General features: G+C 59.7%; 22 protein-coding genes and 1 pseudogene. 17 read left to right on the top strand and 6 right to left on the bottom strand.

Annotated features, from left to right (window positions below; translation table 11 throughout):
* Positions 1-74 precede the first annotated feature (74 nt).
* On the bottom strand, positions 75-1,661 hold the full coding sequence (gene mdlC / locus BFQ03_RS11790) for a benzoylformate decarboxylase (RefSeq protein ID WP_065943169.1): 1,587 nt from the start codon (positions 1,659-1,661) through the stop codon (positions 75-77).
* Positions 1,662-1,768: 107 nt separating this feature from the next.
* Here mdlC and BFQ03_RS11785 point away from each other — a divergent pair, with 107 nt between their 5' ends.
* The 5 genes and pseudogenes from BFQ03_RS11785 to BFQ03_RS11770 all read left to right on the top strand — a co-directional run bounded on the left by BFQ03_RS11785 (position 1,769) and on the right by BFQ03_RS11770 (position 8,270).
* Complete coding sequence (locus tag BFQ03_RS11785) at positions 1,769-2,695, top strand: LysR family transcriptional regulator (RefSeq protein ID WP_065943168.1); 927 nt, start codon at positions 1,769-1,771, stop codon at positions 2,693-2,695.
* Positions 2,677-2,862: pseudogene (locus tag BFQ03_RS30610) on the top strand (hypothetical protein); the annotation flags it as partial. The gene BFQ03_RS11785 and the pseudogene BFQ03_RS30610, both read left to right, overlap by 19 nt.
* Before the next feature lie 87 nt (positions 2,863-2,949).
* Positions 2,950-4,668, top strand: coding sequence for a hydrogenase maturation protein (locus BFQ03_RS11780; protein ID WP_065943167.1), 1,719 nt, complete (start codon positions 2,950-2,952; stop codon positions 4,666-4,668).
* A 123-nt stretch (positions 4,669-4,791) separates the two neighbouring features.
* Positions 4,792-7,206 carry a DUF3772 domain-containing protein gene (locus BFQ03_RS11775; RefSeq protein ID WP_065943166.1) on the top strand — a complete coding sequence of 805 codons (2,415 nt, stop codon included), beginning with the start codon at positions 4,792-4,794 and terminating at the stop codon, positions 7,204-7,206.
* Between the two features lie 32 nt (positions 7,207-7,238).
* The gene (locus tag BFQ03_RS11770; RefSeq protein ID WP_065943165.1) at positions 7,239-8,270 is read left to right on the top strand and encodes a DUF2931 family protein; all 1,032 of its coding nucleotides are present in this window, start codon (positions 7,239-7,241) and stop codon (positions 8,268-8,270) included.
* 36 nt (positions 8,271-8,306) lie between these two features.
* Here the strand turns inward: BFQ03_RS11770 and BFQ03_RS11765 are convergent, their stop codons facing one another.
* The 3 genes from BFQ03_RS11765 to BFQ03_RS11755 all read right to left on the bottom strand — a co-directional run bounded on the left by BFQ03_RS11765 (position 8,307) and on the right by BFQ03_RS11755 (position 10,824).
* A complete protein-coding gene (locus BFQ03_RS11765) occupies positions 8,307-9,539 on the bottom strand; it encodes an MFS transporter (RefSeq protein ID WP_065943164.1) in 1,233 nt (410 codons plus the stop codon).
* A 221-nt stretch (positions 9,540-9,760) separates the two neighbouring features.
* Positions 9,761-10,381, bottom strand: a complete 621-nt coding sequence (locus tag BFQ03_RS11760) for an FMN-dependent NADH-azoreductase (RefSeq protein ID WP_065943163.1) — start codon at positions 10,379-10,381, stop codon at positions 9,761-9,763.
* Entirely contained in the window at positions 10,378-10,824 is a 447-nt protein-coding gene (locus BFQ03_RS11755; RefSeq protein ID WP_065943162.1) for a GNAT family N-acetyltransferase, read from the bottom strand. The genes BFQ03_RS11760 and BFQ03_RS11755 overlap by 4 nt, the downstream gene beginning before the upstream one ends.
* An 87-nt stretch (positions 10,825-10,911) precedes the next feature.
* Between BFQ03_RS11755 and BFQ03_RS11750 the strand changes: the two genes are divergently transcribed.
* The 3 genes from BFQ03_RS11750 (at position 10,912) to BFQ03_RS11740 (ending at position 13,618) form a co-directional block, all read left to right on the top strand.
* Entirely contained in the window at positions 10,912-12,312 is a 1,401-nt protein-coding gene (locus BFQ03_RS11750; protein WP_065943161.1) for a MocR-like pyridoxine biosynthesis transcription factor PdxR, read from the top strand.
* 238 nt (positions 12,313-12,550) lie between these two features.
* Positions 12,551-13,069 carry a cysteine hydrolase family protein gene (locus BFQ03_RS11745; RefSeq protein ID WP_065943160.1) on the top strand — a complete coding sequence of 173 codons (519 nt, stop codon included), beginning with the start codon at positions 12,551-12,553 and terminating at the stop codon, positions 13,067-13,069.
* A 54-nt stretch (positions 13,070-13,123) separates the two neighbouring features.
* The gene (locus BFQ03_RS11740) at positions 13,124-13,618 is read left to right on the top strand and encodes a DUF2165 family protein (protein ID WP_065943159.1); all 495 of its coding nucleotides are present in this window, start codon (positions 13,124-13,126) and stop codon (positions 13,616-13,618) included.
* A gap of 27 nt (positions 13,619-13,645) precedes the next feature.
* On the opposite strand, the gene BFQ03_RS11735 is transcribed toward BFQ03_RS11740, so the two are convergent.
* Positions 13,646-14,092: a GNAT family N-acetyltransferase gene (locus BFQ03_RS11735; protein ID WP_065943158.1), complete on the bottom strand. Its 447-nt coding sequence runs from the start codon at positions 14,090-14,092 to the stop codon at positions 13,646-13,648.
* 113 nt (positions 14,093-14,205) lie between these two features.
* On the bottom strand, positions 14,206-15,129 hold the full coding sequence (locus BFQ03_RS11730) for a LysR substrate-binding domain-containing protein (protein ID WP_065943157.1): 924 nt from the start codon (positions 15,127-15,129) through the stop codon (positions 14,206-14,208).
* A 101-nt stretch (positions 15,130-15,230) separates the two neighbouring features.
* Between BFQ03_RS11730 and BFQ03_RS11725 the strand changes: the two genes are divergently transcribed.
* The 9 genes from BFQ03_RS11725 to BFQ03_RS11685 all read left to right on the top strand — a co-directional run bounded on the left by BFQ03_RS11725 (position 15,231) and on the right by BFQ03_RS11685 (position 23,536).
* Positions 15,231-16,004 (top strand): pirin family protein, encoded by a 774-nt coding sequence (locus tag BFQ03_RS11725; RefSeq protein WP_065943156.1) that lies wholly within the window; start codon positions 15,231-15,233, stop codon positions 16,002-16,004.
* Positions 16,005-16,103: 99 nt separating this feature from the next.
* On the top strand, positions 16,104-16,793 hold the full coding sequence (locus BFQ03_RS11720) for an isochorismatase family protein (protein WP_065943180.1): 690 nt from the start codon (positions 16,104-16,106) through the stop codon (positions 16,791-16,793).
* A gap of 63 nt (positions 16,794-16,856) precedes the next feature.
* Positions 16,857-17,483: an isochorismate family cysteine hydrolase YcaC gene (gene ycaC / locus BFQ03_RS11715; RefSeq protein WP_032861405.1), complete on the top strand. Its 627-nt coding sequence runs from the start codon at positions 16,857-16,859 to the stop codon at positions 17,481-17,483.
* Between the two features lie 66 nt (positions 17,484-17,549).
* Positions 17,550-18,200 carry a hydrolase gene (locus BFQ03_RS11710; RefSeq protein ID WP_065943155.1) on the top strand — a complete coding sequence of 217 codons (651 nt, stop codon included), beginning with the start codon at positions 17,550-17,552 and terminating at the stop codon, positions 18,198-18,200.
* A gap of 115 nt (positions 18,201-18,315) precedes the next feature.
* Positions 18,316-18,699, top strand: coding sequence for a DoxX family protein (locus tag BFQ03_RS11705; protein WP_065943154.1), 384 nt, complete (start codon positions 18,316-18,318; stop codon positions 18,697-18,699).
* Positions 18,700-18,815: 116 nt separating this feature from the next.
* Positions 18,816-20,963 carry an FUSC family protein gene (locus BFQ03_RS11700; RefSeq protein WP_065943179.1) on the top strand — a complete coding sequence of 716 codons (2,148 nt, stop codon included), beginning with the start codon at positions 18,816-18,818 and terminating at the stop codon, positions 20,961-20,963.
* On the top strand, positions 20,953-21,162 hold the full coding sequence (locus tag BFQ03_RS11695; RefSeq protein ID WP_032861403.1) for a DUF1656 domain-containing protein: 210 nt from the start codon (positions 20,953-20,955) through the stop codon (positions 21,160-21,162). The genes BFQ03_RS11700 and BFQ03_RS11695 overlap by 11 nt, the downstream gene beginning before the upstream one ends.
* Positions 21,159-22,115 (top strand): HlyD family secretion protein, encoded by a 957-nt coding sequence (locus tag BFQ03_RS11690; protein WP_175403893.1) that lies wholly within the window; start codon positions 21,159-21,161, stop codon positions 22,113-22,115. The genes BFQ03_RS11695 and BFQ03_RS11690 overlap by 4 nt, the downstream gene beginning before the upstream one ends.
* The gene (locus BFQ03_RS11685; protein WP_065943152.1) at positions 22,115-23,536 is read left to right on the top strand and encodes an OprD family outer membrane porin; all 1,422 of its coding nucleotides are present in this window, start codon (positions 22,115-22,117) and stop codon (positions 23,534-23,536) included. Before BFQ03_RS11690 ends, BFQ03_RS11685 begins: the two co-directional genes overlap by 1 nt.
* Positions 23,537-23,558: the final 22 nt, after the last annotated feature.

The following is a 23,558-nucleotide window of genomic DNA, read 5'->3' as shown; positions in this document are numbered from 1 at the left end:
TCTCTTTTTTATTTTTGTTGTAGTTCCGCGCTAGGCGCCGCTGGCAACGCCGGGCACGGGCCCAGCGCCAGGGATCAGGGTTCGATGGTCAGCGTGGCCACCTCGATCAGCACCGGACGCTGACCCGCAAGGGCTTCACTGAAGGCCACAGCAAAATCCGCCGCCGTGTTGGCCTGTACTGAGTGCACGCCATAGCCCCGACCGATGGCGCAAAAGTCCAGGCCCGGCACGTCCAGCCCGGGCGCATCGCTGACCCCCAGCACATCGGCGAACCAGCGCAAAGCACCGTAGGTGCCGTTCTTGAGGATGATGAACACCACCGGGATACCGTACTGCGCGGCAGTCCATAGCGCAGTGATGCCGTAGTTCGCCGAACCGTCGCCGATGATCCCGACCACCCGCCGCTCAGGCGTCGCCAGCTGCACACCGACCGCCGCCGGCAAGCCGAACCCCAGGCCACCGGCGGCCGGGAAGAAATAACTGCCGGGCTCGCGCATCTCCACGCGCTGCCAGAACGCGCCAACAGTCGAGGTGGACTCCTTGACGTAAATCGCGTCCTTGGGCGCCAGCTCATCGATCAGGTCGAACACTGTTTCCGGGCGTAGCAGGCCGCCCTTTTCGACTATCGTCGTCGGTCGTGGCAGGGCCTCGGGCATCGGCTGCACGCTCTGGCGTACCACGCCGACCAGGGCTTCGAGGGTCAGAGCGATATCGCACACCAGGGCATCGCCCATGGGGGCCCGTGCCGCTTCGCTCGGGTCGCAGGTCAGGTGCACCAGTTCACAATCTGCCGGCAGGTAATCACCCGGGGCGTATTGGTGGTAACGGAACACCGGGGCGCCCACTACCAGGATCAAGTCATGCTCGGCCAGGCTGCGGCTGATGCCAGAAATAGCCGCCGGTAACACCCCTCGGAAACAGGGATGCCGGGTTGGGAACGGGCAGCGCGAGGCAGAGGGTGCGACCCAAGCCGGCATCCGTAGTTTTTCGGCCAGTTGCACCGCCAGATCGTTGCTGCGGCTGCCGTCGACGTCCGGCCCGAGCACCAGCACTGGGTTGCGCGCGGTCGACAGACGTTCGCCCAGTTGCTGCAACTGCGCAGCCGACGGCAAGCCGGCGCTGAGCACATGACGGCGCGCCAGGTGCTCAACCCCGGCCGGGGCTTCACAGGCCCAGTCGTCATAGGGAATCGACACATACACCGGCCCGCGTGGAGCCAAGCTGGCCATGTGAATCGCCTGGCTCAGGGTGCGTGGTACGTCCTGGGCCGAGGCCGGTTCATGACTCCACTTGACCAGAGGCTTAGGCAGCTGTGCGGCATCGACATTAGCCAGCATCGCTTCCACGCCAACCATTGAGCGCACCTGCTGGCCGGCTGTGATCACCAGCGGGCTGTGGGAGTACCAGGCATTGGTCAGCGCGCCCATGCCGTTGCCGGTACCGGCGGCGGCATGCAGGTTGACGAAGGTCGGCTTGCCGGTGGCCAGGGCGAAACCGTCGGCCATGCCGACCACCGCGCCTTCATGCAGGCCGAGAATGTAGCGGAAGTCCTCGGGAAAACCCTTGAGGAACGGCAACTCGTTGGAGCCAGGGTTGCCGAAGATGGTGGTCAGGCCTTGCTCGCGAAGAATTTCGTAGGACGCAGCGTGAACAGTTTTCATAAGGGGCCTTGTTATTGGATTTCGGGTTACTCTTGCAGGCACTGGAAGATTGATCAAATCGACACTATCTCTATCAAAAATAAACCCTGTCTATATCCAAGGGCGACATGAGCCACATCGATCTGAACCTGATTCGTACCTTCGTCACCCTCTACGAAGCCCGTAGCGTGACCCTGGCCGCCGAGCGCCTATTTGTCACCCAGCCCTCGGTCAGCTATGGCCTGGCACGCCTGCGCGAGATGTTCGACGATGCGTTGTTCAGCCGCACCCGTGATGGCATCCGGCCAACCTTTGTCGCCGAGCAGCTTTATCCGTCCTTGCGCGAATCCCTGACGTGTATCGAAAACGCGGTCCAGGGATGCCGCCATTTCGACCCGGCGAGCACCGAGCGGCGTTTTCGCATTGCGCTCTCCGACCTCGGTGAAATCGGCTTCCTGCCGCTGATCCTGGCGCGCTTGAATCAGGGCGCGCCGCTGGCAGAAGTCGAGGTCCTACCGCTACAGGTCGATCAGGTCGGGGAGTGGCTGGCCAGCGGTAAGGTCGATGCCGCGATCTGCCGCCAGCCGGTCCCAGGTATACGCAGCCGGGTACTGATCCATGAGCGTTATGTGTGCCTGCTCAGTAGCAGCCACCCACGCATCGACCAGCAGTTGAGCCTCGAACAGTTCCTGGCCGAGCGGCACGTGGCTGTGACCCGCACCACCGGCCATGGCAACGTCGAAGACGTACTGAAAAGCATGGGCGTTGAACGCCGCATCAGCCTGCATGTGCCGCACTTCTCGGTACTGTCGAAAATCATTCCCAGCACCGACCTGCTGGCGGTGCTGCCGGCGCAGATTGCCCGGCTGTTCATCCACGAGGGCGACTTGAAGATGCTCGAACTGCCATTCCCGGTGGCGGAGTTCGCGGTGTCCCTGAACTGGCACCCCAACAGCGACAGTTCCGCCGCCCTGCGCTGGTTCTGCGACACAATCACCGACGCCATCATCAGCGGCCAGGACCTGTCTGCTAATCAGGTGCCGACCATGGCTTAGCAAGTATTGCGCCTATGGAGGTTTCGATTCTCCGTAGTCGAGCCTCTCATGGGTATAAAGCAGTCAATAGCCTGCCATTCGTGCCCTACACCCGGAGCCCTTCAAGAACTCGCTCGACGGGCACGCCTGCTGACACAAGATTGATCTCGATCATCTACCCCACCTGACACACCCTCTATCCTGGCGCTTCCATAAAAGGCCAAGGATGGCTCATGGAGAGCCACCGGCCGTGCATTCTCAAGGAAGAGTCAGTCATGCGGTCATTGAAAATCATGTTGTTGTCGTCGGCGTTCAACGGTTTGACCCAGCGGGCCTGGCTGGATCTGCGCCAGGCAGGTCACGAGCCCAGCGTGCTGCTGTTCACCGATGAGTCCACGGTATGCCGGCAGATCGAGGAGTCGGCGGCTGACCTGGTGATCTGCCCATTTCTCAAGGACCGTGTGCCGCAGCAGCTCTGGAGCAATCCGGAGCGTCCGGTGGTGATCATTCATCCGGGAATCGTTGGCGACCGTGGCGCCAGTGCACTGGACTGGGCTATCACCCAGCAGGTCAGGCGCTGGGGTGTTACCGCGTTGCAGGCGGTTGAGGAAATGGATGCCGGCCCGGTCTGGTCGACCTATGAATTCGACATGCCTGCCGATGTGCGTAAATCCGAGTTGTACAACGGCCTGGTGAGTGACGCTGCGCTCGTTTGCATACGCGATGTGGTGGGGAAATTTTCCAGCGGTTTTGTCCCGACGCCCCTCGATTACACACAACCTGATGTCGTCGGGCGTTTGCAGCCGAACATGAAGCAGGCTGACCGTACCTTCAGCTGGTACGACTGCGGACGGTTCATCAAGCGCAGTATCGACGCGGCCGATGGTCAGCCTGGGGTGTTGGCGAGCCTCGCTGGCGGACAGTATTACCTGTACGACGCGCACCTGGATTCGCGTCGCGGCACCCCTGGAGAAATCCTTGCGGTACAGGACGATGCGGTGCTGGTCGCGGCCGGCGATCACAGCCTGTGGATCGGCTCGCTCAAGCGTAAAGCCCAGCCAGGGGAGGAAACCTTCAAGTTGCCTGCACGTCACGTGCTGGCTGGGCGATTGACTGGTATCCCCGTGCTGGATGGTTCGATCGCCAACCAAGTGTTCGATGAGACAGCCTATCAACCGATTCACTACCGGGAGTTCGGTCACGTTGGCGAACTGACCTTCGAGTTCTATAACGGTGCCATGAGTACCGAGCAATGCCAGCGGCTGGTCGCGGCACTGCGCTGGGCCAAGGCTCGGGACACTCAAGTGCTGTTGGTCAGGGGAGGGCGCGGGAGCTTTTCCAATGGTGTGCACCTCAACGTGATTCAGGCAGCCCAGGTACCGGGGTTGGAAGCCTGGGCCAATATTCAGGCAATCGACGACGCCTGCCAGGAGCTACTGACGGCGCGGCAACTGGTGGTCAGTGGCCTGACGGGTAGCGCCGGAGCCGGTGGCGTGATGCTGGCGCTGGCGGCCGACATCGTCTTCGCCCGAGCGGGTGTGGTACTCAATCCACATTACAAGACCATGGGCTTGTATGGCTCCGAATACTGGACGTACAGCCTGCCCCGCGCCGTCGGCAGCGAAGTTGCGCACAAACTCATCGAAGAGTGTTTGCCAATCAGCGCCTTACAGGCGCAGCAGTGGGGGATGATTCAGGATATCGGCCCACGCTGCCCTCACGCATTCAGTGCATGGCTGCTGCAACAGGCCAGTAGTGCGTTGACCGATGAAAAATTCGCCCTGTATCGCGCGCGCAAGGCCACTTTGAGCCTTGGGCAGATTGAGCGCTGTCGTGCAAACGAGTTGGCACAGATGCAGTTGGACATGGTGCAAGACCGCCAGCAGTTTGCTGAGAAGTGCCGCAACTTCGTGTTCAAGCGCAAAACCTGCCAGACCCCGCAACGCTTGATTGCGCCGTGGGCATTGACGCGCAAGACCACGTTTGTGGATTGACCTGAGTGCTATCTTTCCCGTTGCGCCAATAGCGCCCGATCTTTTGCACCCGTGCGGAATTTCCTTTCTCCCGTGGCGGTCCATAATGGCGATGGCAAGAATAAGACGGAGAAGGGTGACTTGATGCGGCGAATTTATAGAAGCGTCATCTGCCAGGTCATGCTGGCCATGGTTATGGCTATCAGCCTGACGGGGTGGGCAAGTGCGGCTGCAACGCCGGTGGCCATCGAGGTCGTCGACAGTTTGCCGCTATTGCCGGAAGACGCCGACCTGAAACAGCTCAGTCAGCAGCTTGAGCTGATTCGCCAGAGTGTGCCTATCAGTACCAGCGACGAGAAGCTGGCGGAGTTTCGACAGGGCGCACTGCAGGTGCAACAACAGGCCGAGACGTTGCTTACGGTGCGCGCCACCGAGATGGAGCGTCTTGACGATCAGCTCAAGGTCTTGGGCGCGGCCCAGCCAGGGGAAGCGCAGAGCCTCACCGACCAGCGGGATGCCCTGACGCGGAAAAAGAACAGCCTGCTTGATGATGAGCAGCAGGCCAAACAGTTGAGCCAGACGAGCCGCGACCTTGCCGCGCAGATCGTCAACCTGCGGCGCAATTTGTTTAATTCTCAACTCACTTCACGTACTGATAGCCCCTTTAGCCCCACGTTCTGGTCGACCCTGATCCGTCCCACTGCGGACGACCTGAAGCGCCTGGATAACCTGCAGGCCGAAAGTATCGTCGCCCTGAAGAGCGCCGTCAGTCCCGAGCGCCGCTGGGAATTCTTCAGCACGTTGCTGGTGGCCGTACTGATCTGGAGTTTCGGCCGGCGATTGCTTGAACACCTGCTCACCTGGGCGATGATTCGCTGGTTGCCTGAAGGGCGCCTGCGGCGCAGCACGCTGGCGGTGGCGGTGGGGTTAGCGTCGATCCTGACGATCATGGGAGCCGTCTCGCTGATGCGTTGGGGGTTGGAAAGCAATGCCGTCTTGAGCGAAAACCTGGCGCGGCTTTCCGATCATCTGGTCACCCTAGCCACGTTCTGTGCGTTTATTGCAGGCCTTGGACGGGCCTTGCTGATGCTACCGCGACCTTCCTGGCGGTTGCCGGCCATTGCCGATGAAATCGCCAGTGCCCTTGGGCCTTTCCCGGCGATTCTGGCGGTGGCGCTGATGCTGGTGGCCACCGAGGAGCGGATCAACAATGTCACAGGCGCCAGCCTGGCGTTGACCGTGGCGCTCAATGGCCTGACGGCACTGACCACGGCGCTGATCTTTATCGCCGCGTTGCTGCGCGTGCGCCACGTGCGCAAGAAGCTCAAGCTGGACCGCCTAGGCGGGCTGGCCGGAATGCTGCCCTTTGTTGCCTCGATTTGGGTGGCCTTGATTGTCCTCGCGTTGTTCACGGGGTATCTGTCCCTGGCCTATTTCCTTACCGTCAAGTTGCTGTGGGTCAGCGTCGTGGCGGCATTGGCTTACCTGCTTATCGCCTTTTACGGCGACGTCTGTGAAACCCTGCTTTCACCCAAGCAGCCCAGTGGCCTGGCACTGGCCAATGCGCTGGGGCTGTCGCCACGGCATCAGGCCCAGGCTTGCACTGTACTGGCTGGCGTCGGGCGTACGTTACTACTGCTTACTGCGGTGATGGCGGCCTTCCTTCCGGCGGGCTCCAGCCCCAGTGAGCTGCTCCAGGGCTTCAGTCAGTTGGGAGAAACCAGCAAGACGCTGGGCAACCTGCACATCATCCCCAGGGATATCCTTGCCGCGCTGCTGATGTTTGTGGTCGGGTTGTTCGCCGTGCGTACCTTGAAGCGCTGGCTGAGCGAGCGGCTGTTGCCGGAAACCAACATGGATGCGGGCATGCGCGCATCCCTGGTGACCCTGGTGGGCTACTTGGGCTTCGTGCTGTTGAGCCTGTTGGTGATGTCCACCCTACGGATCAACCTGACCAGCCTGACCTGGGTCGTCAGTGCCCTGTCGGTGGGGATCGGCTTCGGCTTGCAGGCCATTGTGCAGAACTTCATCTCTGGCTTGATCCTGCTGACCGAACGGCCGGTGAAGGTCGGCGATTGGGTCAGCCTGGGTGGCGTCGAGGGCGATATTCGCCGAATCAACGTCAGGGCGACCGAGATCCAGATGTCCGACCGCTCGACGGTGATCGTGCCAAACTCGCAGTTCATCTCGCAAAGCGTGCGCAACGTCACCATGGGCAACGCGCTCGGTGTCGTGAGCATCACGCTCACATTGCCGCTGGACACCGATGTATTGAAGGTTCGCGAGCTGCTCATGCACTCGTTTACCGAGCACGAGGCAATTCTCGATACCCCCGCACCCTCAGTCACCTTCAAGGACCTGGCCAGGGATGGCCTGATCATTGGTGTCAGCGGCTACGTCAACAGCCCACGCTCGGTGTCCGGGGCCCGCAGCGACTTGTTGTTCATCCTGCTGGCCGGCCTTCAGGACATGGGTATTACATTGTCTTCGCCGCAGAGCCTGGTATTGATTTCGGGAGAGGGAAGTGCAGTGAGTGGTGATGTTCCTGTAAAGCCATGAAGAGGTAACGGTGTGTGAGAGTAGCTAGTCCGATGGCAGTCATTGCGGCTGTTTTATTCTGCTTTTCCTTGGCTGCTTGCCAGAGTAAAGACGTGCCTGAAACTTATAGCTGGTCGGCAAGTGTCTCTGCGCCGCAGCAATACCCGATGGAGGTTTACCGCGGCGCCCTAATCGCTGAGGACTTCACCTACGATTTTGATGCGATTTGGGGCACACAGAATACCGGGTGGGGTCATCAAGGCGGAACCATGACCACCGGCATCGAAAAAAAGGCGGTGCCCTATCAACTGGCGTTTACGTGGTACTCGCTGGTGGAGAAAAAGTTCTATACCGGCCAATGGACCTTGGACAAAGAAAAGATAAAGCGCCTCTTGGATGAGGGGTTTATCGACCAGGACACCCACAAGAAAGACACCTACAACACTTTTATCGTGGGGTTGGCGCCACAGGGCAGGGTGGTGTTGTGGGTGAGTGGGGCGGGAAACCAGAAGGAAGTTGGAGCCTTTGAGGCGCAGGTGACAGCCATTACCAAGGAAAGCGCGTACAGCAACGCCCAGTACATGTTCAAAGACGGTTACGCAGACCGAATGCTCAATGATCCATCCTATAAAACGTTCAGCCCGCAGGTCCGGCAAAAAATACAAACGCAAGGTTATCCTTCACCAGGAATCTATGACACCTACAGGGAGAAATACAATTGGCGACCGGTCGTTGTTCTGCAGGAAGGTGCTCAGTGGCTGGACTTTGGATTCAGCGCCTACAACGGTGAGCAGGAGAACATTTTCGGAAAAGAGCTCCTGGATAATCATTATGAAAAAAGGGCCATTCCCAAGTTCTGTGGTTTCTATTGGCGGGATGGAAGCAGCCGCTATGGCGTATGGGTTGACGCGTTCGACGAAAAAGAAATCTTTGATGTTTTTCAGAAGCTGGGCAAAGAAAAACACATAGACCTGGTGGTGAAGGTTGATGCGCAAAACACCAGGGTTTCTCTGTTGCTAAGGTCGGGAGCGCAGGAGTTCCCTATCGGCAAAGCGAAAGTCAGACTGTCTCGTAAAATCGAGTAGGCTCCCCCTGCTCATGGGGGAGCCATACTTGAGTGGTCAACCAAGCGCAGGCTGGGCCGCAAGGCTATTACTGACCTTACGCCCCAGCACCAGCACGGTCACAAAACCCAAGCCCACCAACACCGTGGCCAGACTCAGCAGCACCGAGCTGCCCAGTTGGTCGACGATCCGCCCACCGAAGAACGAGCCCAGGGCAATAATCACCTGGAACAAGGCGACGAAGAGCGGCATCCCGCGTTCGACATCCTTGGGCGCCACGACAAACATCCAGATACTGGCGCAGGCCGGGAACGCACCGAAGGCGAACCCCCAGAGCGCGATCAGCATCGCTGCGCCTGTCAGGCCGGTGGCGAAGTGGGGGAACAGGGCGGTGCTGGTGCCGATCATCAGCGCCACCAGCAAGAGGGTGTGACGTACGCTGCGGTTGGCGGCAAATCCGGCAAAAATATTACCCATCACTCCCGCCACGCCGAAGAGCAACAGCAGCGAGCCAATCGTCTGACCGTCGAAGCCGGCACTGTGCTTGAAGAAGGGGGCGACGTAGGTGTACGCGGCAAAGTGCGCCAGGCCGATCAGTAAGACAGCAATCAACCCGACCCGCGCTTGTGGGTTGATGAACAAGGCTGGCAGGTCACTGATGCGAATGGCTTTCTCCGGGTTGAGTCGCGGTAGCAGGAAGATCTGCGCCAATAACACGGGTATGCCCATCAGCGCGGTGATCAGGAAGGTCATGCGCCAGCCCATCAGGCCACTAAGCCAGGTGCCTACAGGCACGCCCAGTACAGTGGCCAGGGTTACGCCGACCATGATGATCGAAGTGGCCTGGGCGACGCCGACCCCCTTGGGGGCCAGCCGGCCGCTGAGGGCGATGGCCGTTGCCCAGAAACCGCCGATGCTGATGCCCAGCAGGACGCGGCCGAACAGCAGCAGGCCAAAGTCGCTGGCAAAGGCCACGACCGAGTTGGCGATGATCATGATCAACGTCAGGCCGATCAACAGGTAGCGACGGTCCATGGTGCCAATGCTGACCGACAGCAAGGGGGCGGCGAGGGCGGCCATGATGCCGGGCAGGGTAACCATCAGGCCGGCATGGCCGGCGCTGATACCCAGGTCACTGGCGACGTCATTGAGTACACCCACCGGCAGGAACTCACTGGTTACCAGGGCGAAGGCACCCACGGCGACCGAGAGAATCGCCAGCCACTGCTGTTTGACGCTCTGTTGATTATGTTCGGGGAGGCTGTGAGGAGCCTGGCTGACGCTTGGCATTGTGTTGAAGTCCGGGGAGGAGGCAGCCTGAAGCCAGGCTGGGGGGAGAATGTGGAGGCAATTATAGGAATTGGTTCAGGCAATTAAACAGGCCGGTCTGTTTGATAGTCATCATCAATGTAATCAATGCGCCGCTCTAACGCGGCCTTGAACAGTCTGTTGACCAGGGGAGTACGGCATCTCAAGGCATCGAGATGCCTGCAAACCCCTGGGCGATTCAGTCAGGCGCAAATCAGTGGGCTGAACAGCGGCTCCAGCGCCAGCCGGGTACGGCTATCTTGGAGCGCCGCCTTAACCGCCTCCTCGCCGAACACCAGCCCCTGCAGGTAGGTGAAGTGCGGGTCGAGTAGCCCGAGGGTGCCCAGTACCTGGCGCAGGTAAGGTGTCAGAAAGTCCGGTTGCCGTGCCTTTTCGCCCTGATGAAAGCCACCGGAACCGACCAGTACATACACCGCACGGTTGCTCAACAAGCCGGTCTTGCCTTCGGGCCCTGAGCTGAAGGTGCGGTGAATGCGCAGCACATAGTCGACCCACAGCTTGAGCGCTGCGGGCAACGTGAAGTTATGCATCGGGGTGGCTATGAGCAGGATATCGCAGCGCTCCAGCTCGCGGATCAGCGTTTCGGAAACCTCAAACTCCGGTGCCTCGAACGGCGTGGTCGTCGCCAGGCCACGAGCGTAGTCCATGCCGAGCGGTGGCAGCGGGTGTGTACCCAGGTCGCGCTCGACCAGTTCGAGCCTTGGGTGCCGTTGCCGAAGGGTGTCCACCAGTTCCAGTGCCAACTGGTTCGCATGGGAAACCAGGCCATTGGGGCTGGCGTTGATCAATAGAACACTGTTCATGCCTGATTCTCTGTCTGAAGGCTTTGGGTGAAGTGCATGCCATGGGCCAACAACCCCTGGCGAAAGTAAAAACGTTGGGCCAACGGCATATGGAGCCCGGTATCCAGCACGAAATGGGCGCAACCACGCTGCACGGCGTCCTCACGAACAGCGTTCAGCAAGCGTGCTCCCAGGCCGCTGCGCTGCAGATCCGGATGCACCACCAGATCATCGACGTAGATGAAACGCCCGTAGAGCAGGTTTTCCAACTCGCGGTAACCGGCCAGGCCGACCACGTGCCCAGCGTCCCAGGCGGCCAGCAAACGGTACCCTTGCTCGCTCTGGCGCGCCAGTTGTGCCACATAGTGGGTCGGATCGGTCACATGCGGACGCAGTACGCGCATAAGGTCGAAACTGGCCTCGAAAGCCTGCTTGTCTTCGAGATGTCCAAGTGTGTAAGCCATGTCTGTCGTCCGCTGTAGAGAGGTAGCTGACCTTAGAGGGTTGATGGCTTAAGCTACAGGGCCGAAAAGTGCATAAATGACTAGGCCATGATTGCTCCCTTCTCGCTAGACCGTAGCCAGCCAGCGCCGATTTATCGCCAGCTTTATCAGCGATTTCGCGAGTCCATCGCCGATGGCCGCCTGCGTCCGGGTGATCGTGTGCCTGCTGTTCGCGCCTTGGCCGCGCAGTTGAACCTGGCGCGGGGTACGGTGGAAGCGGCCTATCAATTGCTGATGGGTGAGGGCTACCTGATCGCTCGCGGAGCCGCGGGGACGATTGTCACACCGCAACTGGCCGCCGTTTCCTCGGCCGTACTTCACCCCCCAACGGTTGCGATGCAGTATCAGTCCAATCATTGCGGGGCATTGCCGCTTGCCCTGCAGATGGGGCTGCCCGCGCTGGATGCCTTTCCCCGCAAACTCTGGACCCGACTGGCGGGCCGCCAGTTGCGCCAGGCTGGCCTTGAGGGGCTCGTGTACCCGGATCCGTGCGGCCACGCACCGTTGCGCGCAGCCATTGCGACCTACTTGGGGATTGCACGGGGCATTACTTGCCGCCCGGAACAGGTGTTCGTGTGCGCAGGCTATCGTGCGTGCCTGGACCTGATCAGCCACACGTTGCTGCGCCCCGGCGATTCGTGCTGGCTGGAAGAGCCTGGCTACTTCATGGCGAGAAATGCGCTACTGGAAGCCGGCGCACAGTTGGTGCCGGTCCCCGTGGATGACCAGGGGCTTGACGTTGCGCAAGGTATCGCCCGCTGCCCGGACGCGCGCTTTGCTGTCGTTACGCCGACTCATCAGAGCCCACTGGGCGTGTCGCTGTCACTGCCGCGTCGGTTGGCGCTATTGGATTGGGCCAATCGCCAAGGCAGCTGGATCATCGAGGATGACTACGACAGCGAATACCGCTATCAGGGCAGCCCCCTGCCTGCGCTCAAAAGCCTCGACCAGCAGGGCCGCGTGCTCTACACCGGGACCTTCAGCAAGGTCTTGTTTCCAGGCCTGCGCCTGGCCTATCTGGTGGTGCCGGCGGCACAGAGCGAGGCCTTTGCCCGTCAGGCGGATCGTCTGCATAACCACTGCCCGCAGCTCCTCCAGGCGACTGTCAGCGCGTTTCTCGTCGAGGGGCACTTTGCACGGCACTTGAAAAAAATGCGCACCCTCTATGCGCGCCGCCGCCAGTGGCTGGTCGAAGCGCTGCAGCAACAGTTCGGCGAACGCCTGTTGATCAATCCCCAGGCGGGAGGCATGCACCTGATCGCAGGCCTGCGTGCAGATGATGATGTTGCCCTCGCTCAGCGCGCCCGGGCCATTGGTATCGCCGTCGAGCCGCTGTCACAGTGGTACCTGGAGGCCAGGCCCAGGCACGGGTTGGTTTTGGGCTTTACCAACATCACCAGCGCCGAGCAGGCAGCGACAGTGGCCCTTCGATTGGCTCAAGTCTTCTAGGGCTGCTACACGATTGCGCCTGCAACAGGATCCTGGCTTGTCAGCTTGCAGTGATATTGCTAGTGTCGAGCCATGACTGATTATTGCCTCACCTCGACGACCACCACCACGACCGGGGAAAGCGGAGCGTGCGAGGTGTCGTGAGTCAATAGCAAACGAACTTCAAAGGCCCACCAGCGATGGACAGGGCCTTTTTTATGCCCTTGTGTCGCTGGTTAAAATGCAAGGAGATGCACGTATGTACGCCCTGTTGATACTCGATATGCAAGTTGGGCTGGTTCACGGCCCGCAAAAGCCATGGCGCTGCGAGGCGCTGCTGGAAACCGTGAATGCCTTGATGGACAAGGCGCGCGATGCAGGCGCGCCGATTTTTCTCGCGCGCCATACCGGGCCCGTTGGGTCGGCAATCGAACCCGGCAGCCCGTTGACGATGGTGGTGTCGGAACTGAAGCTGCTGGGTGGGGAAACGGTGTTTGATAAACAGCGGCCCAGTGCCTTTGCAATGACGGACCTGGCGGATAATTTGCGCGCTTGCGGCGCTACCGGCGTAGTGATCACTGGGCTGAAAACTCAATATTGCGTCGATAGCACCTGCCGTGCAGCACGTGATCTTGGCTTCGATGCCGTCCTCGTCGCCGATGGACATAGCTGTTCAGACACGTCGGTGATGAGCGCCTGGGACATCGTCGCTCATCACAATGCAACGCTTGACGGACCGTTCTGCCGGCTGGTTCGGGCTGAGGAGTGGCATTTCTGACGGCGGGGTTTTGCGCATCTGTTCTAATCGAGTGATTGCTCTGGGAAACACACTATGACCATCCGCTACGCAAAAATTATCCTGACCCTGATGCTGGCGGCCTTCGCCGCCCTTGTCGCGTTCAATAACATGACCGATTACGGCTCCAACTTTGCCTTCGTCCAGCATGTATTGAGCATGGACACCATCTTCCCCGGCAGTACGGCGATGTACCGGGCAATCACCACGCCGTGGCTCTGGCATGCTGCCTATGGGCTGATCATCGTAGGTGAGGTGATGACCGCCGTATTGTTGGCCTGCGGCGCACTGGTATTGTGGCGGGCCAGGCAGGCCAGTGGCCGGCAGTTCAACGCGGCCAAACGGGTTGCGATTATCGGCTTTACCGCGGGTTTGCTGGTGTGGTTTTTCGGCTTCATGGTGATTGGCGGGGAGTGGTTCCTGATGTGGCAATCCCACCAGTGGAATGGCCAGGAAGCGGCATTCAAGTTCTATATGGCGATGCTTGGGGTGCTGATCTTTCTCAATCAGCCGGATGCCGATTGCGATTGACGCGCACCGACCAAGCACCTCACACGATCAGCGAACGAATTTGACGTACACCCATTCCGGGTCGTCTTCGTCAAGGTTCTCGATGCTTCCACTGGGTATAAACCCGGCCTTTGCGATCAACGCCTGTGAGGCGGCGTTGGACGCATTGGTCGTAACAAACAGCTTGGGCGTCTTGCACGCAGCCTCGGCTGCCGCCAGCAAGCAAAGCGCTACGCCCCGACGCTGATAGGCGGGAGACACGACCACCAGTTGCACAAAGCCGTGATTGAAAAAATCGTGGGTGAGCACCAGGAACCCTGTGCACCGGCCGGCGTCAACGGCTACCAGGCATTGCTGGCGCGCGACGGCATCATAGATAAAGACGTGACGACTGGCATGGGACGCTGCATAGGTGTCCAGTTCGATCAGGGCGAGCACGTCATCGGGTTCTGCCTGGCGGACGAGCCAGTTCGGGCTTGCGTTGTCGAGGGTCAATTTCAGCTCCGTTGTCTGGTCAGAGGGCGTTTTGTACGATATCGCATCTCGACAGCATGCTAGTAGCGCACGATATTTTTGTCGTCATCATCACCTCGCGTGAAATGACCTCTTCAGTTGTTGCGAGAACCCTCGAATCCCGGCTGTGCTTCAAACGCTTGGGCCAGAAAATCGATCAAGGTCCGGACTGACGGCAACAGCCCGCGCCTCGACGGGAAGACCGCGCTGATAACGCCTTCGACGGGCTGCCATTCGGGAAGCAGGCTGACCAGTTGGCCGTCTTCTATCTCATTCTTGACCACGGCCAACGGTAGGTTGGCGATGCCCACACCCAGCAGCGCGGCACTTTTCAGGGTGGGCATGTCATCGCTGACCAGCCGTGGCGTGTGGCAGATCTCGGCCGTGACGCCTTCCGGCCCGTTCAGCCCCCAGACGTAATGCAGCATCGGGTTGCCCCAACTGATGCTCGGCAGTCCTGATAAGTCGGCGGGCAGTAGCGGCAGTGGATGCTGCTGCAAAAAGGCCGGGCTCGCGACCAGTGCCTGGGGGCTTCTGGCGAGCACCTTCATCACCAGATCGCTGCTTTCCAGCGGTGGAAAGCACAGGTTCAACGCAATGTCGTATCCCTCGCTGATCAGGTCCACCTTGCGGTTGAAACTTTTCACGTTGAGTTCGACGCTGGGGCATTGCGCCATGAACTGGCCGAGCAGCGGCGCCACCCAGTAATTGAGCAGTGGGGTGGTGCAGCTCAGGCGAATCACCCCGCGTGGTTCGGCTTTGTTGAAGGCGATCAGGTCCTCGGCAGACTCTGCCTCGGCGGTCATCGCCACGCAGTGGCGGTAGTAGGCCAGGCCAATATCGGTGACCTGGAACTGGCGGGTAGAACGCTGTATCAGTCGAGCCCCCAGCCGCGCCTCAAGCTGGCTGACCCGTCGGCTCAAGGTCGACTTGGGCATGTTGAGCGCCCGACCGGCTGCCGCGAAGCCGCCATGCTCAACCACCTTGGCGAAGAGGAAGAGTTCATTCAGGTCAAACATGCGCATCGTTCCATTTTTGAGATGGTGAAGTTTAATTCAACCACTACCGAACACCTAGTGAGACGACTAATGTGGTGCCATTGTTTCTTCCGGGAACCATCATGAAGAAGGTTCTAGGCATTTATGGCAGCTCCAACCGCCGCTGGGTCGGTGATGGCTTCCAGGTGCGCTCGCTGCTCTCCCACAACATTCTGGGGCGGCATATTAGTCCGTTTTTTTTGCTGGACTACGCTGGACCTACTGAGTTTACGGCCTCCAGTCAGCGTCGAGGGGGCGGCGAGTATCCGTGTCGAGGGGGGGAGGCAGTCACGATTGTCTATGAAGGCGAGTTGGAGCACCGGGATTCAACGGGGGGCAACGCGCTGATCGGTGCCGGTGATGTGCAGTGGATGACAACTGCAGCGGGAGTGCTGCATGAGGACTCTCACTCAGCGGACTTTACGCGCACAGGTGGAACACTGGAGGTGGTCCAGCTATGGGTAAAACTGCCCGATGCGCAAAAAATGATCGCGTTGAGCTACCAACTATTGAGGCGCACAGATGTTCCAGTGTTGGAATTGCCTGGTGCTGCCGGGCAGATTCGAATCATTGCGGGACAGTATGCCGGCCAGACAGGACCGGTTAAGACCGTTACACCGGTACACATATGGGACCTGCGCCTGCGCGCCGGCAGGCGCGTGACTGTGCACCTGAACAGCGGGTTTACCTGCGCGGTGGTGCTGCTTGACGGGGTCGTCCGCTTGAACGGCGTCGACACCTTGCGCGAGGCGCACCTGGCCTTGCTGGACCCGCAGGGCAGTGACCTGCTGCTGGAGGCCAGTCGGGACTCGAAAGTGTTGCTCCTGAGCGGCGAGCCCCTGCACGAGCCGATGTGATCGGCAACGTATTCGTATCTGCACAGGATGTGCAGCGTCTGCCGGGCATTTGGCAGGCAATAACACCAGGGAGGTTCATCCATGCAAGAGGAAATGCAAATGAGCGCTTCAGGTAACGCTGCAAACTTTAATGGTCAGAAGCCGACGATTGATCCCACCGACACCGCCATGCTGTTGATCGACCACCAGAGTGGCCTGTTCCAGATCGTCAAGGACATTGATGTTCCTCAATTGCGCGCCAACGCCATTGCCTTGGCCAAGGCGGCGACCCTGCTGAAGATCCCGGTGATCACCACCGCTTCGGTGCCCCAGGGGCCGAACGGGCCGTTGATTCCGGAAATCCATGAATCGGCACCCCACGCCCAATACGTTGCCCGCCGTGGCGAGATCAATGCCTGGGACAACCCTGAATTCCGTGCCGCCGTCAAAGCCACCGGCAAGAAGACCTTGGTCATTGCCGGCACCCTGACCAGCGTGTGCCTGGCATTCCCCTCTATTGCTGCAGTGCATGAAGGCTACAAGGTATTCGCCGTGGTCGACGCTTCCGGTAACCACTCGCGACTGGCCACTGACCTCACCGTAGCCCGTCTGGCCCAGGCCGGCGTGGTGCCGATCGACATCATGGGCACGCTGTCGGAACTGCAAGGCTCGTGGAACCGTCCGGATGCCCAGGAGTGGGCGAATGTCTACACCCAGGCGATGCCGCACTACCAGCTATTGATCGAGAGCTACATCAAGGCGCAGGAAGTGGCAAACAACCACGAAGAACTAGACTCCGAGCGCAAGTAATCAAGGTTTGTCCTTCCCGGCGCGCCCCATTTCGAGGCGCCCCTTTTTATCAGGAGCATCATCATGTCTAAACCCTACGTTCGCTTGGACAAAGACAACGCAGCTGTTCTGCTGGTTGACCATCAGGCTGGCCTGCTGTCACTGGTCCGCGATATCGAGCCCGACAAGTTCAAGAACAACGTACTGGCCCTGGCTGACCTGGCCAAGTACTTCAAGCTGCCGACCATCCTCACCACCAGTTTCGAAACCGGCCCCAACGGCCCGCTGGTCCCCGAGCTCAAGGCACTGTTCCCGGACGCGCCGTACATCGCCCGCCCTGGCCAGATCAACGCCTGGGACAACGAAGACTTCGTCAAGGCCATCAAGGCCACTGGCAAGAAGCAACTGATCATCGCCGGCGTTGTGACCGAAGTGTGCGTGGCGTTCCCGGCACTGTCGGCCCTGGCTGAAGGTTATGACGTGTTTGTGGTGACCGATGCCTCCGGCACCTTCAACGAACTGACCCAGCAATCGGCCTGGGCCCGCATGACCGCCAACGGCGCGCAGTTGATGACCTGGTTTGGCCTGGCCTGTGAGTTGCACCGCGACTGGCGCAACGATATCGAAGGCCTGGGGACTTTGTTCTCCAACCACATCCCGGACTATCGCAACCTGTTCACCAGCTACAACGCGTTGACTGAGGGCAAGTAAGCCCAGGTGTGGAGGCTGTGCTGCGACAGGCAGCCTCCACTTCAGCCCGAGACGAGGAACGTTCAGATGAAAAACAACCAGGTTCCAGCTAACGACCCTTTATTGACCGCAGACAATCACGCCCTGTTGTTGATTGACCATCAATACCTTCAACTGTTGGCCGTGCGCTCTCATTCGGCCGATACGGTTGTTACCAACACCACCTTGCTGGCCAAGGGCGCAAAAATCTTCAATGTCCCGACGCTATTGACCACAGCCTATGCCGAGCGCCAGGAAATTTTCCAGGAGTTGCAGGCGGTGTTTCCCGAGCAAAAGCCCATCGACCGCACCGGCCTGAACTCCTGGGATGACCCTCGGGTACGCCAGTGGGTCGAAGACACCGGCAAGAAAAAACTGGTGATCGCAGGCCTGTGGACCGAGGTCTGCCTGAGCTTTGCGGTGTTGAGTACGTTGGCGGCCGGGTATGAGGTGTACATCGTCACCGATGCGGCAGGTGGGGGCAGCACTGAAGGCCATGAGCGGGGTGTACAGCGCATGGTGCAAGCCGGTGCCCGTCCGTTGACGGCGGCGGTCTACATCAGTGAGTTGCAGCGTGACTGGTCCCGTGAAGAGACGGCGGGCGAGGTGGCCAAGCTTTTTGCTGAGTTGGGCGGGGCTTTTGGCCAAGGGTTGCGTTGGGAGTGGCAACTGCTTGGGCTAAAAGAAGGCACTCGATAGAAGTCGCGACACTAAAAAAATAGTTTTCTGCTGAGCTATTCAAGTCTAGCAGGCTCTGCCCTGCCTGACTTTCAGCTAACGCTTATTGCGTGCACTCATCTATGAGGCTTTACCCATGAACACAATAATGTTGGTTGGGCGGGTTCTTATCAGCTTGCTTTTTATCTGGAGCGGGCTTGGCAAGTTGATGAACTATGAAGGCACGATAGGCTATATCGACAGCGCAGGGCTGCCTCTCGCTTCAGTTGCCTATTTGATTGCCCTCGCCGTTGAACTGGTCGTCGCTCCTGCGCTATTGCTCGGTTTCAAGACTAAACCTGCGGCGGTCATCATCAGTGCCTTTTCTGCTGTAGCCGGCCTTCTTTTTCATTTCCATCCTGGAGATACCAACCAGATGACGCACTTGATGAAAAACCTGGCGATCAGTGGCGGGCTGTTATATGTGCTGGTGAGCGGTGGTGGGCTATACAGCCTGGATAGGTTGTTAAGTAAGAGATAACTAGAGGTGCTCCTCTCTTGGCTCGGTTGAAGGCTATGTAGGGACATAGGGCAACCGGGTCCTTTTTCATGAAGCGACAATAAGTAGCAGTGGTTTTATCTATGGGCGGGCCGTTTATGCAGCCACTGATCAACTATTTCAAAGTGGTGTTTAACCCAGGCCTGGCCGTGCTGCTATTTGCCTTACGCACGGTTGCGGCCGGATTGTTGACCTTGTACCTGGCCTTTATCTTCGACCTTGATCAACCAAAATGGTCGGTAATGGCGGTGATTATCGTCAGCCAACCCTTGGGTGGCATGGCGTTGCAGCGTAGTTTTTCGCAGATTATCGGCACGTTGGTCGGCGCGGCAGTAGCGGTGCTGATCATGGGCGTTTTCCCTCAGGCACCGGTCCCATTCATTGTCACCTTGTCGCTGTGGCTGGCGTTCTGCACGGCGGGCGGGACGTTGCTGCGTTACACCAGTTCCCATGCCTTTGTGCTCAGTGGCTTCACCGCGGTCGTCGTGGGGCTGCTAGCGGTGCCGGAGCAGGATAATACCTTGATGCTGGCGATCACCCGACTCACTGAGACGCTGCTGGCGGTTGCCTGTGTCGGCGTGGTCAGCCTGTTGACGGCGCGCCCGGAAGCGGTGGCGCGGGGGTACTTTGCCAAGGTCGATCAAGTCCTGAAATTGATGGCGGCCCATGCGGCGGCGGTGATTCGTACCGAGGAGAGCGAGGCCGATTTCCATAAGCGCCAGATGCAGTTACTGGGCGAAATCAACGCACTGGAAGGCCTGCGCCGGCATTTGTATTTCGACGCGCCACGGTTGCGCAGTGCCAACGGCCTGGTGCAGTTGCTGGGTAATCAATTGGTATTGCTGACTTCACGCCTGACGGTGCTGCGCCGTCAGCGCACGCTGATCGGTGAGCGTTGGCAAGGTGAGCTTCCCGAAGACATTCAACAGCTGCGCGCTGATGAACTGGCGTTCCTGGATGAGCTGGCAGTGGCGGGGCGTTCATTATCGCCTGAGGCGCGCCAGCGCTTTAGCGTGTTGCAACAGCGCTTTGACCAGCAGGCCAACAAGGTCGAGCAGCGTGACCAGCCCATCACCGGCTCGTTACGCGCCCTGGCGTGGGCCTTGCGTTGGGAACAGGCAAGGCTGTTGCAACAACTGGAGGAAATCCTGGAACTGAGCGATGCCATCCAGGAGGGCCGCCCGGCCAACTGCCTGCACCGCCAGAGCCGAAGTAACCCGCTGTACCTGGACTGGCGCCTGGCGGGAATGAACGCTGCCCGAGCGTTCATTGCCTTGCTCGTGTGCGGATTGATCTGGATCGAAACGGCTTGGGATGGCGCACGGGCAGGGATGATCCTGGTGGGGATCCTGTGCTCATTGATGGCGACCTTTCCACGTCCCCTGGCGGCGAGCCAGAATTATGCGCGTGGATTTGGCCTGTCGCTGGTGATTTCAGCGGTCTATCAATTCATGCTGGTGCCCGCCATTGGCGACGTCGAAATGCTGCTGTTGATTCTGGCGCCGCTGCTCTATGTGATCGCTGTGGGCCTGGCCAGCCCGCTGACGGCCGGTATAGGCATGGGCCTGGGGCTTTCGACCTTCCTGATGGTGGGCCCGCAGAATATCGGGGCCTGGCAGAACACGGCGAGTCAGTGGTTCGAATTTGCCGGAGCGTATATCGGGGCTTGCACCTTATCGTTACTGGTGTATTCCTGGGTGTTTCCATTCAACCCGGTCCGGCGCATTCAACGTCTGTTCGATGAGAGCCGGGAGCAGGTCTACGTCTTGCTCAAGACCTCGGCGGCGGATCAGCAGCAGTTCGCCTTTGAAAGCCGGATGATGGATCGCCTGACCATGATGCTGGGCTTGTTGCCCGCGACCAAAGACCCGCGAGCCCATGCACTGTTCGAGGTCAGTCTGGCCTGCATGGCCCTGGGCGTGGCGTTGAACCAGCTCAAGCAACAAGGGCAAAGCAATACATTGCTGACGGTGCAAACCCAGGCACGTTTGCAGTCGGTTCTGGACCAGTCAGGCCGCTATGTGGCGGGAAGGCACACCGTCGACTGGCAGGCGTTGACCGACGCTTTGCGGCACCTGGGCGATGACCTGGACCAACTGCATGCCGCTGAGCTTTCGTCCGGGCATGAGCAGTTATGGTCGGTGTTTCGCATTCGCGTGGCACTGCTGATCGTTGCCTCGTTCATTGAGCGCTACCGCGAATTTCTTGAAACCGATGAAAAAGGAGTGCCGTCTCTTGCCCATTGATTTTGAGGTGGGCGGCGTCTACCTGCCGCCCATTGCCCAGGCTCTGCTGCTGGCGCTACCGATTTTTATGGCGCTGGGCTGGTCCTTGCGCCGGCTGGGCGTGTTGCGGTTTGTCTGGCATGAGGCGCTGTTTGAGGGAGCGCTCTATGTCTGCGTATGTGCTGTTGTGATTCTAGTAATGGGAGCCTCATCACCTTGAAAAAATATATCGCCCAACTGATTACCCTGGCGGTTGTCTTGCTGGCGTTGGTCCTGGGCTGGTTCGCCTGGGAGCACTACACCCGTTCACCCTGGACCCGCGATGCCAGGGTGCGCGCTGATGTGGTGACCTTATCAGCGGACGTCTCCGGGCTGATCGCCAGTTTGCGTGTGCAGGATAACCAGCATGTGAGCAAAGGTGAGCTGCTACTGCAAATCGACCCGGCGCGTTATGCCCTGGCAGTCGAACACGCACGGCGCTCGGTTGAAGTGGCCCAGGCCACAATGGGCCAGTCCGAGGCGGCAATCATTGCCAGCCAGGCGCAGCTCAAGCAGCGCCAAAGTGAAGAGCGACGCCGGCGTAGCCTCAAGCAAGGGTTCGCCATCTCCGGCGAGGAATGGGAGAAGTCCAATACCGACGTGGCTATCGCTCAGGCGCAGTTGCTCAGCAACCAGGCCAACCTCGGGCTGGCCCAAGCCAATGTGCAGTTGGCAAAGGCTGCCTTGACCCAGGCCGAACTCGACCTGCAGCGCACCCGCGTGGTGGCGCCAGTCAGTGGCTATGTGACCAACCTGCTGACCCGCCAGGGCGACTACGCCAGTACCGGCGGTGCCTTGCTGGCGTTGGTGGACAGCGACTCGTTTTATGTCAGTGGCTACTTCGAGGAAACCAAGTTGCCGCGCATCGCACAAGGTAACCCAGTGCGGATCCAGTTGATGAGCGGCGAGACCTTTACCGGAACCGTGCAGAGCATTGCCTTCGCCATCACCGACCGTGAGAACGCGCCCGGCAGCCGCTTGCTGGCCAACATCAACCCCAGCTACACCTGGGTCAAGCTGGCCCAGCGGGTACCTGTGAGAATTCAGATCGATCCTGCATACGCCGCCAAGGACCGCTTGCGGGCAGGTACTACGGCGACGGTGACGGTGCTTGAGCAACAGGAGCAACGCTGATGAGTGTGTCATTGCGCCGGCTTATACGGGTTTCAATCTCGCTGACGGTCTCGTTGTCGGCAGCAGGGGCCTATGCCGATAACTCCATGGACCAGAGAGATAACCTCAGCACCGGTATCAATGAGCGGCAAAAGGCTGAGCTGTCGGTCACACCGGGATTTGTCAGCGGCTCGTCCCTCAATGGCTTGCTGCGCAATTACTACCTGGGCCGTGATAACCACAACACACCGTCCAGGCGCGACCAGCGCGAGTGGGTGCAGGGCGTGTACCTGTCCTTTCGTTCGGGATACACCGACACGCCCATTGGGGTCGGGCTCGATGTGCATGGTTTTTATGGGCTCAAGCTGGATGGAGGAGGGGGCAGTGGCGGGGCCGGATTGCTGCCGCTGGACTCAAAAGGCGCGCCGGAGTCTGACTTTTCCGCTGCGGGCGCGGCGCTCAAGCTGCGCGGGTTTGACAGCCTGATGCAGGCAGGTGACCAGTACCTTGAAAACCCGCTGATCGCCAGTGGCGTCAGCCGAGTCTTTCCCCAGACATTTCGCGGTGTCACGCTCAAGAACTACAGCCTGGAACACCTGACGCTGGACACCGGCTGGATCGACTCAACACGCCAGCGCAACCAGAGCGGCCAAAGCCACTTGACCACCAGTTACGGCACCGGCAACAAGGCCGGGGTGGCCGCTGATCGTGAAAGCGCGTCCATGAGTTGGCTGGGCGGCGTCTACGCGGTGCCCGGCGGGCTAACACTGACCCTGTATGGCGGCCAATTGAGTGATATCTGGAACCAGTACTACGCCGGGGTCAGCCAGCCATTCAAGCTGACGCCTGGGCTTACGTTGACGCCGTACCTGCGCTACTTCAAAACCCGCGACCAGGGCCAGCGCCAGTTGGGCCATATCGACAACAACACCTACAGCGGCGGCCTGACCTTGTCCGGTGCAGGCCAGAGCCTGACCCTGGGGATGCAGAAGGTGAACGGTGACACGCCGTTCGACTACATGGTCCAGGACGACCGGACCTTCCTTTACCTGGGCAACTCCCAGCAATACGCAGACTTCAACGCACCGGGCGAAAAGTCCTGGAAGGTTCAATACCAGACCAGCCTGGCGTTTATCCGCGCGCCGGATTTCCAGCTCAGCACCTCATACACCCGCGGTGAAGCGGACCTGACCCGGGTCGATCCCAATAGCACAGGCTACGGCTACATCTATAACGCCGCCGGTAAAGATGCACACCATTGGGAGCGGGACGTCGCCCTGCGCTATGGGGTGCCAGACGGCAAGGCCAAAGGCTTGAATATCACCCTGCGCTGGGCCGCACACCGTTCAGCGCAGGGATATACCGCGCCGGGCAACACCCGTGGCAACTCAAACGCCGATGAGTACCGGGTGATTGTCGATTACCCATTCAGTGTTTTCTAGCCGCCATTCAATGAAGGTGTTG

Source organism: Pseudomonas sp. 25 R 14 (assembly GCF_900004755.1).
In the GTDB taxonomy this organism is placed as follows: Bacteria; Pseudomonadota; Gammaproteobacteria; order Pseudomonadales; family Pseudomonadaceae; genus Aquipseudomonas; species Aquipseudomonas brenneri.
This window is presented reverse-complemented; position numbering and strand designations above follow the sequence as displayed.